Raw genomic sequence first — 11,630 nt, forward strand, 5'->3', positions numbered from 1 at the left:
AAAAAAAATTTCAGCTCCTCACCATCTGTCCATTATTCATTGCCCGGTGTCAATTGTTTTTTCAGAGTTCCAGATAACAGAGGATCAGAATTTCAGGAAGAGGAAGAATGACTGGAACGAATCACTCGAAAACCCACAAGGTCGAGGTACCAGCCCCTCGGATCGCTGCCGTTCCGGGAGGAGCAGCGCAGAGCATCAGCTTTATCACTATAATCACCACCCCTTAATGCTTTCCAGTTTTCCTCTTTTTTATATATATCCTCCATCCACTCCCACACGTTGCCCGCCATATCGTAGAGCCCCTCAGGCGTCGCTCCCTCAGGATAACGGCCTACAGGTATCGTTCCCCCCTCATGATTGTTATAATTAGCCCTTGATTTATCAGGCTTACCCTTCTCTTCGGGCCAGGGATAGTCCCTAACCTTTAATACTTTATCCGGCTTGTCGCGCTGGCCTCCTGCGGCCCACTCCCACTGCACTTCATCCGGAAGCTGGTACCGTGCACTCTCCCCTTCAAGCAGCGAAAGCCAGAGGCACCAGGCTTTGGCGGCATACCAGCTTACCCCGACAACCGGCTGCTCATCCTTGTTGAATCGTTTATCTTCATCATAACGTGAGCAAAAGCGGCTGACCAAAGAGGGTTCTTTTTTCAACCACTCGCTGAATCCTTCTATGCCCGATGCCAGCTCATGCAGGCTCTTTCGGTATGTTTCAACAGACACTCTTTCAGCAAATTCCGGCTCCTTTGCATCGAGATAGTCGATAAAGCGGCGATAGTGCTGGTTGGTCACCGTGTATTTTGCAACATACATCTCTTGCACGGTTTCCGGCTTCTGCGTCTGAGAATAGATGAATGTCCCACCCTTGATCAGGATGTACTCTGCACCAAGCTTGTCGAGTGTTACAGCAACAATAACCCGTTCCTCTTTCGACAACCCCAACTGCTTGAACTCCGTCACAACGGAAAGCGCTTCAGGTTTTGCGATAGTTTTCAGGCACTCAAGCAAATAGCGCTGCCGGTTTTGCGTGGTCGCCGGATCAAGCAGCTTTTGGCGCAGGGCATCAATCTTCCGTTGCGGCGCCTCCTCAACAAGGGCAATCAGCAAGTCCTGCTGCTTTTGTGTCAAGTTTTCAGTGACCGGTGAATCAAAAAGCTTCTGCATGAAACTGTCGAACAGTTCTGCATCCTCAACATGGCCAATAATAAAGCGAAACACCTCTGTCCACCAGTCGTCGCCAAAATGGCTCACCAGCTTGTCGAGAGCGTTCGGTTTGTGGATATTTTTCACCAACTGAACGCCCGCCAAATATTCGCGGAATGATTTATGGCGGAAGAGATACTCCTTTTCGCCATACTCCACCAATACTCCCGCACGGTCAACAAGGCTTTGGCAAAAATCCGATGCAGGCCGCGAATTGGAGAGCGTGTCGAGCTGTACCTGCATCTGCTGCTGCATCTCAGCCCGGTCAACCTCATCTATTTTCAGCGTCTCCTGCATCCAGAGCGAGACCGGACTCAGTACCCGTCGGGCATCCTCCGCCACGAGCAGCGAATCAATTCCCCTCCGACGGTCACGATAATCGAGCATGTAGTTCAATGCCGCATCGTAGAGCTTTAAGCGGCTGCCGGGCAGATACTGCCGATCTTTCCAGAGCATCGCCATGATTTGCAACAAGAGCGGCACACCCGCCAAAGGGCGCAAGCTCCGGTTTTTCTCCTGACCAAGAAACAACAGGATGGCATCAGCTTTTGTGGCAGCTTTTTGCTCCTGCTGGCCGCGCCACACCGTATCATCTTCGACGGCTGGCGGCAACTCACCGAGAAATGCCGCCCTGAACCAGCGGTGCAAGAACTCCCTCTGCTGCTCTTTGGAAAAATCCATAATATCCGCCCGCAAATGGCTTGATTCAATTTCAATGCCATCTCCCTTCCGATACCCCGTGCTTCGTGAGGTCACCACAAACTTTGCGTTGGTAAAACGTCCGACCGTCCGGTCAATCCATTTGCATACCGCTATCCGGTCGTGAACATCGCTGATTTCATCAAGTCCATCAAGGAGCATCAGTGTTGAAGGCCGCTCAAGCCAACCGGAAAAGAGGGATTCCTCAATTTTGAGAAACTGTTTGCTTGACCACACAGCAAGATTTGCCGGTAACGACGCATAAGCTCCATGCTCATCTTGTTTCAGTTCGCGCAACGGCAGAAAAAAAACATGAACCGGCTCATTGAACCCGAACTCCTTGTGCCGACCGTTGTCGAGGCAGGAGAGCGCATAATATTTGAGCAGTGTGGTTTTCCCCGAACCCGGATCACCAATGACGAGCAACAGTGGATGGTGCTGAAACACAAAACTCATTACCTTTTCGGGTGTGCTGCTATGCTGATACTCCGCCTCATCGCACCCTTCACCGCCAGCACTACTGCGCACCTCGCATCGCGACGCAGCCGACAAACTGAGCGATACAAAAGTCTCGGAGAGCTTTACCGAAAAATGCTCCAGCGCTGGTGATCCGGTCAGCGTAATGTTGCCAAGTTGCTGCTTCAGGGTGGCGTGGTAACAGCGAAGAAGTTCGGCAGCACTGTTTACCTGCTGTAACGGAGTTGGACGAACTATAGAAGATTCGAGAGAGAGAATAACAGAAAGAGCAGTACAAAGCCTGTCAGCCGCTATTTTTTGCAGATCTTTTGGATCCTTATACTTTGGGAAAGGAGTAACAGAAGACGACCCACTCTGAGTCCAATCACTGGTCAGGCTCTTCTGATACTTCTTTAATTCAAGCCAGTCTGAAGTCGCCTGAATTTCATCATCAAGAGTATCAAACGAATTTACCAGAGGCTGATTGTGCGGGAAAAAAGCAAAAACATGAGTATCCCTGCTCTGCTTTCTTGTAATATCAAGCTCTTGACGAGTCACGCAGCCAACTCGTTTTTTGAAGAGAAAAACAGCTATCTGTGCACGTTCAAGAGCCGGTGCCACAACCACATCCTGGCCGCCGGGTATCGCCAATGCATCATATCTCCACTCCCAAAACTTGATTCGGCGAAAACGTGAACGATGATTATTGGACGTAAGCAAACGGCGAAAATCATGCTCAATCTCCTCTTTCAGTTCAAGCATTGCATCAGCTTCCGCCGAAGCATCGTCACTGTGCCCGATGAAAATCAGCAGCTCATCCGGCGAAAATTCAGGGGTGGCATTTCTCGTATCTGGTTGCATGGAGTGCGGCATTTCTTTTTTCGTATCATTCTGCTCTTTTCCGTTCGCCAATTTACCAGAAATTCGCGGTATACCGCCCAATTTTGGAAGCAAAAATCCAGCTTTGCGGGGCGCTCATGAATGAGCTTGATAAAACCCCTGGCGCTGAACGGAAGTTTATTCTTTTGAAATCATCGCTGCGGATATCCCTTTGTCAAGATCGCACAACTGCTGTGTAATATCGAACAGCGACATCGCCTCTATGTCAGCGGCAAGCCGATAACGCTCTTTTCCGGGATAGACAACAATTTTTCGGGAAGGGTTCAAGTCGGTGCAGGCAGCATGGAATCCGCGCTCCAGCTTTGGCGTCATGCTGCGTTTTATCTCAATTGCCCACAGGTTACCATTCGACCATGAGAGCAGCAAGTCAATCTCAGCTCCTCCTGCGCTTCGGTAAAAAAAGCCCTGAACATCGTCAGTAGCGGCTACGAGGATATTTTCAATAACAAAACACTCCCAGCTTTGTCCAATGACGGGATGAGAGAGAAGGCTCTCCTTGTCGGGAATGGAGAGCAATGCGTGTAAAAGTCCGCTGTCACGCACCGATACTTTTGGTGACTTGACCAGGCGCTTGCCAATATTGCTGTGCCATGGCGCCAGACGGCGAACCAGCAACAAATCGACCAGCAAATCAAGATAGCTGTTGATGGTTTTGACTCCTCCTCAAGAGCACACAAGGCATAATATTTGATCAGGGTTGTTTTCCCGGAACCCGGATCGCCGATAATAAGCAGCATCCGGCGCTTTTTGTAGGCGCGTTGCATCACTTCGTCGGGGTTGAGCATCTCCTCAATCTTGTCACGCCGTTGAAGCAGCGCCTCTTTCCCTGGATGAAAGCCACTCTCTTGTCGATCGGAAAGACGAAGCGGCACAAAGGTGTCGTCATTGAGGTTGACCTTGATGCTCTCAACTCCCGGCATTCCAAGCATACGAATGTATCCCAGCTCCTCCCTCAGCGCGGCATGATAGCGGCGCAATACTTCATCGACTGGAATCGGCTTTGGGGATGGTAGAGCGCCGGGGGTACAGAACCATTCGCGTATATTTCTGTCAAGGTGCCGGGCAAGCAGTTTTTGGAACTTCGCTCGGGTATTATATTCCCACACCAGCCCATCACGCTTCATCGCTGCCTTGAACTCTTTAAGCTTTGCTTTTTGCTGATCATCAATTTTGCTCGGCGCAATGGGCATGTCAGAGAAATAGAGCATGACGGGACGTTTCAGAACGGTGAGCATCCGCTGAACCTCTTCAACGGCTCCTCCGGCAGCAATTCTGGTGGGCGTTCCAATGCGGTTCCAGAAAATACCGATGACACAATCACAATCGTCCACAATCTGGCGGGTAATCACCTCCTGAGGGCCAAGAGCATCTCCCCTGTTCTCCGATGCAGCATGTTTTTCCCACAGCACCGCTTCGAGCACCATGTTATGCTCATTGCCGTTGCGGATATTCCAATCCTCAATCAGCTCCTCAACAATCTTCCGCTCCCTGTCAACGTCACCGGGAGAAGCAACAAGAATCCTGATGGGCTGCAATGTCGTGTCGGGCATCATGTTTCTCTTTTGAGGGTTCTATGACAAGGAAACAGAGTGTGTGTTGCAGAAGCCCCCGGCATACCACCCCCTGGAATCGGTATCCGGGGGCGGGCGGCGGGCATGCTATCCGATGGTCATCATGGTCTCTCCCATTCCGACGGAGTCGCCTTTGGCTACCGTGATGGAGAGGATTCTTCCGCCACAGGGGGCTTTGACGGAGTTTTCCATTTTCATGGCTTCGATGATGGCGACCTCTTCTCCCTCCCTGACCTCATCACCAAGCTTGACGGCAATCGAGAAGACGTTGCCGGGCATAACCGCCGGCACTGGTGTCCCTGGATGCGGGTGGTGGGCTTCAGGAGAGCCTTCCGCTGATGGCAGGGCAACCGTTTGGGGATTGATGGCGGAGCCTTCGGCAAAGGAGACGGTGAAGGGGGCTCCATCAACAAAAACGGTAAAGTTGCCTGCCATTGAGATCACCTTTGATGCTCCCGGAGGCGCAACCGGCGCTGCAGGTGGCAGTTTGGAAAAGAGATCCTTAAGCCGATGGTTCACCTCTTCCTGGTGAATATCGTGTTTGTGTGCCTCATGGTAGGCCGCAACCACCTCTGCTCTTGGTGTTGCCTTGATTTCAACGGCAATATCGGCCTTGTAGCGAATACCGGTTGAGCAATCTCCCTGAAGAAAAGCGATACCTTTGGCGCCGCAGGTTGCTGCGATAAAGATGTTTTCGTCGGTCTGCGGAATGTTGGCTTCATGGAGCAGCGATTTATTATAGGCTACGCCAAGTTCCGGATTGCGATCGTTGATATCGTGCACATCTTCAACCGTTGGAGGAAGACCGAGCTGTTCGGATGCGAGCCTGACAACCTCATCGTCAGGGCGGGCAGGGGTCTTGCCGAAGTAGCCGAGCACCATTTTGCCATAACCGTCGGTGATCTTTTTCCAGTGGCCCTGAATGGTGTTGGCAAAAGCCTGCTGGAAATAGAATTGTGAAACCGGGGTGACCGATGCGCCAAAGCCTCCTTTGACCACCACCTCACGCATGTTGTTGATTACTGCGGGGAAGAGGTGCAGCGTGTTATTGTCGCGCATCATCTGGGTATTTGCCGTGAGGGCTCCGCCGGGCATGGGTGAGAAGGAGATGACCGGATTGACCGCTGTGGCTTCAGGGGGCATGTAGTACTTGTACATCTGATCAATAAAGAGCGCCTCCACCTCAAGATATTTCTCCTGGTCTATGTCGAGGGTGTATTCGGTGCCTCTGAGCCTCTGCCACATGGTGAGGATATCCACTTCGGCGGTTCCTCCACTGACCGGAGCCATGGAGAGATCAATAATGTCAGCTCCACCGGTGATGGCGGCATAGTTGCAGGCTACGCCCATCCCTGCCGTGTCGTGGGTATGGAACTGGATTTCGGTGCCTTCGGGCAGCATCTTCCGTGCTCCCTTGATGGTTTCATGAACAATAGCCGGAGTTGTTGTGCCTGAAGCATCCTTGAAAGCAACGCTGTCGAATGGAATTTCGGCATCAAGTATCTCCCGCAGCTTGTCGAGATAGAACTGCGGGGTATGGCAATAGCTCTCTTGCAATCCGGGTGGAAGGCCCATCATGGCAACAACGACCTGGTGGCGAAGCCCTGCATCGTGAATGCACTGACCGGAGTAGGAGAGATTGCGGACATCCATCAGGGCGTCGAAATTCCGGATGGTGGTGATACCATGCTTTTTGAAGAGACGGGCATGGAGATCAATAATATCGCGTGACTGCGAAACAAGGCCAACGACGTTGGCTCCTCGTGAAAGGGTCTGCAGGTTGATATCCGGCCCCACAACCTTGCGGGCTTCATCCATCATGGTAAAAGCATCCTCTTCGCAATAGAAATAGAGGCTCTGAAAGCGGGCTCCACCGCCAATTTCAAAATTGTCTGTACCGGCATGAACGGCAGCTTCAAGGGCAGGCAAAAAGTCCTCGGTCTTTACTCTCGCACCAAAACAGGACTGAAACCCGTCACGGAATGAGACATCCATAAATCTGATTTTTTTCATCAACGTCCTCTTTACAGTTAAGTGAGAATGGCAACCTGGCCCTTCAGGTCAGTGGGCATCAGTAGCGAATGTGCCGAGTTGACGGAACGACTCTTCTTCGACGATGCTGTGCAGGCTGTTGCCGTGTGCATCCATGGTAACAATAGCCGGAAAGGAGCTTGCCTCCAGATGCCACATCGCTTCGGGAACGCCCATCTCTTCAAGAAAATCAACTCCGGTCACCCGGTCAATGCAACGGGCGTAATACTGTGCTGCGCCTCCGATGGCGTTGAGATAGACGGCTCCATGTTCCTGCAACCCCTTGAGGGTTTTCGGGCCCATCCCCCCTTTACCGATAATTGCTCTCAGTCCAAGTTTTTTGATGACATCCGCCTGGAAAGGCTCTTCACGGATTGAGGTGGTCGGCCCGGCAGCGGTAACGCGGTAACTGCCATCCTCATTTTTCATGATAACCGGTCCGCAATGGAAGAGAATTCCTCCTGTTGTATCGAGATGGGCGGGCAGGTCGTGGTGCATGATATAGTGGTGGAAGGCATCACGACCGGTATGCATGGCGCCGTTAATAAGCACCACGTCGCCAACCTTGAGCGATCTGACCTGCTCTTCAGTAAGTGGAGCCTGCAGGATAACCTCTTTTCCGGTCAGCGCCATTCCCTCGCCTTTGGCCATGCGTTTGATCTCATCGGCAGCTCTGTACTGCCAGCTCTTGATTGAGCCGCTCTCCGGATCAAGCAGCACGCCAAGACGGCGGTATGCCCAGCAGTTGTAGGCTACGGAGACAAAAAAGCTTGCCGGAACGCGGTGTGATTTGCCGATTTTGCATCCAAAGAGGGTGGTTTTTCCGCCAAAACCCATGGGGCCGATATCCATCGTATTGGCTTTCTCAAGAATATCCTGTTCGAGAGCATCAAGTTCACTGTCGGGGTTACGGTCGTCAATGGTGCGGAAGAGCTGCTTCTTGGCAAGGTCAAAACCGCTGGTACGGTCGCCACCGATTCCAACGCCGATAACACCGGGGCTGCACCCCTGCCCCTGCGCCTGATAAACCGCATGAAGCAGGCATTTGCGCACGCCGTCAAGGTCGCGTGAAGCGCTTCCAAGTCCGGGAATTTCTTCCGGCAGTGAGTACTGAATGTTTTTATTTTCGCAACCACCACCTTTCAGAATCAGCTTCACCTCAATCTCATCCTTTGCCCAGGGCTCAAAATGGATTACCGGAAAATGTTCGCCAAGGTTGTTGCCTGAGTTCTTGCCACTTATGGCATCGACCGCATTGGGACGGAGTTTACCGGTTCGGGCCGCTTCCGCAATAGCCGCTTCAATCTCCTCTTTCATAAAGAGTTGATCGGTTCCGCGAGGAGTGTGGATGAAAAAGGTTGGCATACCGGTATCCTGGCAAATCGGTGAAATGTTATCGACAGCCATGTCGATATTGACCGAAATGGTTGACATGGCAAGGCCTGCCTGGGAGAGTGGATCTTCCCGGTCAATAGCGGCTGCGAGTGCACAGCGAACATCACTCGGCAGGTTGGCCGAGGTTTCGGTAATGAGTGCAAGAATTGAGTGCCTGAAGTTTTCCATAGAGTGTAGAGTGCACTAAAATTGAGAGGGATTTGGTCTCTGAAACGTTATTCTGCAATAATTTTTGCCGCCGCCAGCTCCTTGACCAGCAGGACGGGAATGTCGGATGAACGGAAAACCTCTTCAGCAACACTGCCCATCATGAGCCGATGCAGGCCGGTACGTCCATGAGAGCCCATGATGATCAAATCAGCGCCCCATGAATTTGCCTGTTCAACAATAACCTTGGGGGCTTCACCCTTGAGAACACGAAGATCGGCATTCAACCCCTTTTTTTTCTCCGCCATCAGGATACGGGAAAAATTTTCCGGAAGAGCATCATCCTCATCCGGAGATGCTGCGAGAAGCTCGGGAGCAACAACAATCTTTTCAGGAGGCGTTGCGGAGGAGAGGATATGCAAAAACCGGACATGGGCGCCAACTTTCCGGGCAAATTCAACAGCATAACGCACAGCATTATCTGATGTGGCGGAGTAGTCGGTAGGACAAAGTATCCTTGCAAGATGTATCATAACAGTGAGGTGAATACATGAATATGAAGAGTGGCATATCTTTTCTACAGGCCTTTAATTTACATTTTTTTCAAAGGAATCCAGTTTCGCTGAAGATGATTCTTGCCGCCTTCTCATTCCCCTCCTATATTGGAGGGCAGGGTTCTTTTTTTTCAGCACAAGCAGTGATAAACCAAACAAAAAAAGGCCATGGAGTCCCTCGCTGAAGCATTGAGCCATCCGGCAGCATACCCTCGTGCCACAGGAGGCGTTGAGGTTATTGAGACCCACATCTCCTGGATTTTCCTCATCGGCTCTTTTGCCTACAAGCTTAAAAAACCGCTGAACCTCGGTTTTCTTGATTTTTCAACTCCTGAAAAACGGCACTACTACTGCACCGAGGAGCTGCGCCTCAACCGGAGGCTCTGCCCAGGCATCTACCTCTCTGTTGTGCCAGTTCTGCGCTCTGCAGAGTCCGTTCTGGTTGACGCAGAAGAGACAATTGGCGCTGAGTGGGAGATTGTTGACTACGTCGTAAAAATGGTACGCTTTGAGCGGACAATGGAGCTTGACCGGATGCTTTCGGCGAAATTGCTCACAGAAAAGCATATCGACACCCTTTCAACGATGATCGCCGGTTTTCATGCCTCCCTCCCCCCGGCAGAGAGCGAGAGCGGTTTCGGCCATCCGGATAATCTCATCAAACCGATCCTGCACAATTTCACCTCCATGGAGTCAATTGCCACCAGTGAGCATGAAATCGGGCAACTTGAATTCCTCAGAAACTGGAGCATCAACGAGCATCAGCGCCTCTACCCTCTTTTCCTCCAGAGAAAAGAGGGGGGCTTTATCCGCCAGTGCCACGGAGACATGCATACCGGCAATATGGTCTGGTGGAAGGAGCAGATTTTTATCTTTGACTGTATTGAGTTCAATGAGCATCTCAGCATTATTGATGTTATCAGCGACCTCGCTTTCCTCTTTATGGATCTGGTGCATGGCGGAGAGCAGGAGCTGGCCTGGCGGTTCCTGAACAGCTATCTGGCCGAGAGTGGTGATTACCAGGCCCTGCCGCTTCTGAACTTCTATGTTGTCTACCGGGCTATGGTGAGGGCAAAGGTAACCGCCATCCGTTATGCCCAGACAAACGGCCAGAGCCAGGCTGAAAAAATTCTTGAAGAGCACCGTTCATACATCAGGCTCGCACTCGAATTCACCCGGAAGCAGAGCGCTCTGCTCATCCTTGCCTTCGGGGTTTCAGGAAGTGGAAAAACCGTTGTGGCCCGCCATATCGCCGACAAGATACCCTGCATCCATCTCCGCTCGGATATCGAACGAAAACGCATTGGCGGACTCAAGCCGCTTGAGCGAAGTGACGGCTCTCTCTATACGGCGGAGATCGGCCTGCAAACCTACCGCCGTCTGCTCGACCTTGCCGATCTCGGCATCGGTGAGGGAATCGCGGTCATTGTGGATGCAACATTCCTCAGGGAGAGCCAGCGGGAACTGTTCATTGAGCTTGCCAAAACCCGGAAAATTCCGTGCCGGATTCTGCGCTTTTCAGCCTCCGAAAAGGTACTCGTTGACCGGGTACAGGCGCGGTATCTGAGGGGTAACGATGCCTCGGAAGCCGACATTGCGGTACTTGCTTCACAACTGGAGAGCATGGAGCCACTTTCAGCCGAAGAGGAGGCGCTCGCCATCAATCTCAACACGGAAGAAACAATCGATGAGACCGCCCTTGCCGGGTTGCTGCAATCGCTCATTACCCGCTCTCCCGTTCAGCCGGGAGAGGGAGAGCAAGTGCTGTTTCAGGAGCGTGTGAAAAGCTAAATGATAATGCCGAATGCGAAACGTATGACATAACCGGCAAGAAAACTGAGCGCTGCAACAGAGAAACTCAGAGTAACCATTTCAAGAAAACGACCTTTAAAGGGCAGGTCACGCGCAACTGAGATGTAGTAGTTGAAAAACCCTATGATCGTGATGGCTACAACAAACGAAACGCCAAGAGAGAGATAGAGATCATCAAAAATGAGATAGGGAAGAATAAGCAGCAAGACGGTGACGATATAGGCGACACCGGTATAGAGTGCAGCAATGAGGGGATTTTTTCCCTCCGGTTCCGCTTTTGTGGAGAGATAGCCTGATGCAGCCATCGAGAGCGCTGCCGCTACGCCGGTAATGGAGGCTGTCAGGGCAACAAACCTGGTGTTCTGCAAGGCAAAGGTAAGACCGGCCAGCACACCCATCAGCTCAACAAGGGCATCATTGAGACCCAGCACAATGGAACCGGTATATTTCAGCCGATCTTCATCAAGAAGCGTCAAAAGAGCCTGTTCATGCTCCTCCTCATCGCGAATAATGCCGTTAACCTCCTTGAATGAACCGGGAATACGACTGTAGACAAAATGGGCCCGTTTTTCCCCATTTTCCATCAGCTTGATTCCAAAGGTAAAACCAAACAGCATACTGACAAGGGTGAAAAACCACACCTTGATACGGTTGGGTGCAATATCCCGCCGGGTATAGGTTTTCCAGACATTGTAGTGACGCATCTCATCGTCAGCAATCTGGGAGAGGATGCGGCGATTTTTCACACCGCGTACCCTCCCGGAAAGATTTTTATAAATATGATGCTCGGTTATCTCGTTCCTCTGAAAAACCGCAACCTCCCTCTCATCAAAATCCCTTCCCTTTTTCACAAATTCACTGAT

The 11,630-nt window shown here is 51.5% G+C and carries 7 protein-coding genes; 1 reads left to right on the forward strand and 6 read right to left on the reverse strand.

The window, feature by feature from the left end:
* Window positions 1–92 precede the first annotated feature (92 nt).
* The 5 genes from PPHA_RS07750 to PPHA_RS07775 form a co-directional block, all read right to left on the reverse strand.
* Window positions 93–3,218, reverse strand: coding sequence for an SUMF1/EgtB/PvdO family nonheme iron enzyme (locus PPHA_RS07750; protein ID WP_012508299.1), 3,126 nt, complete (start codon window positions 3,216–3,218; stop codon window positions 93–95).
* Window positions 3,219–3,374: 156 nt separating this feature from the next.
* Complete coding sequence (locus PPHA_RS15580) at window positions 3,375–3,887, reverse strand: DUF4143 domain-containing protein (RefSeq protein WP_049759910.1); 513 nt, start codon at window positions 3,885–3,887, stop codon at window positions 3,375–3,377.
* A gap of 1,028 nt (window positions 3,888–4,915) precedes the next feature.
* Window positions 4,916–6,841 (reverse strand): biotin/lipoyl-containing protein, encoded by a 1,926-nt coding sequence (locus PPHA_RS07765; RefSeq protein WP_012508300.1) that lies wholly within the window; start codon window positions 6,839–6,841, stop codon window positions 4,916–4,918.
* A 48-nt stretch (window positions 6,842–6,889) separates the two neighbouring features.
* Window positions 6,890–8,422: a fumarate hydratase gene (locus tag PPHA_RS07770; RefSeq protein WP_012508301.1), complete on the reverse strand. Its 1,533-nt coding sequence runs from the start codon at window positions 8,420–8,422 to the stop codon at window positions 6,890–6,892.
* Between the two features lie 47 nt (window positions 8,423–8,469).
* Window positions 8,470–8,934 carry a universal stress protein gene (locus tag PPHA_RS07775; RefSeq protein WP_012508302.1) on the reverse strand — a complete coding sequence of 155 codons (465 nt, stop codon included), beginning with the start codon at window positions 8,932–8,934 and terminating at the stop codon, window positions 8,470–8,472.
* A 189-nt stretch (window positions 8,935–9,123) separates the two neighbouring features.
* On the opposite strand from PPHA_RS07775, the gene PPHA_RS07780 reads away from it, so the two are divergent.
* Window positions 9,124–10,746 carry a bifunctional aminoglycoside phosphotransferase/ATP-binding protein gene (locus PPHA_RS07780; RefSeq protein ID WP_012508303.1) on the forward strand — a complete coding sequence of 541 codons (1,623 nt, stop codon included), beginning with the start codon at window positions 9,124–9,126 and terminating at the stop codon, window positions 10,744–10,746.
* On the opposite strand, the gene PPHA_RS07785 is transcribed toward PPHA_RS07780, so the two are convergent.
* A complete protein-coding gene (locus PPHA_RS07785; protein ID WP_012508304.1) occupies window positions 10,743–11,618 on the reverse strand; it encodes a VIT1/CCC1 transporter family protein in 876 nt (291 codons plus the stop codon). The two genes, PPHA_RS07780 and PPHA_RS07785, sit on opposite strands and share 4 nt — an antisense overlap.
* Between the last annotated feature and the right edge of the window lie 12 nt (window positions 11,619–11,630).

The sequence above is a fragment of the Pelodictyon phaeoclathratiforme BU-1 genome (genome assembly GCF_000020645.1).
Taxonomy (GTDB): domain Bacteria; phylum Bacteroidota; class Chlorobiia; order Chlorobiales; family Chlorobiaceae; genus Chlorobium; species Chlorobium phaeoclathratiforme.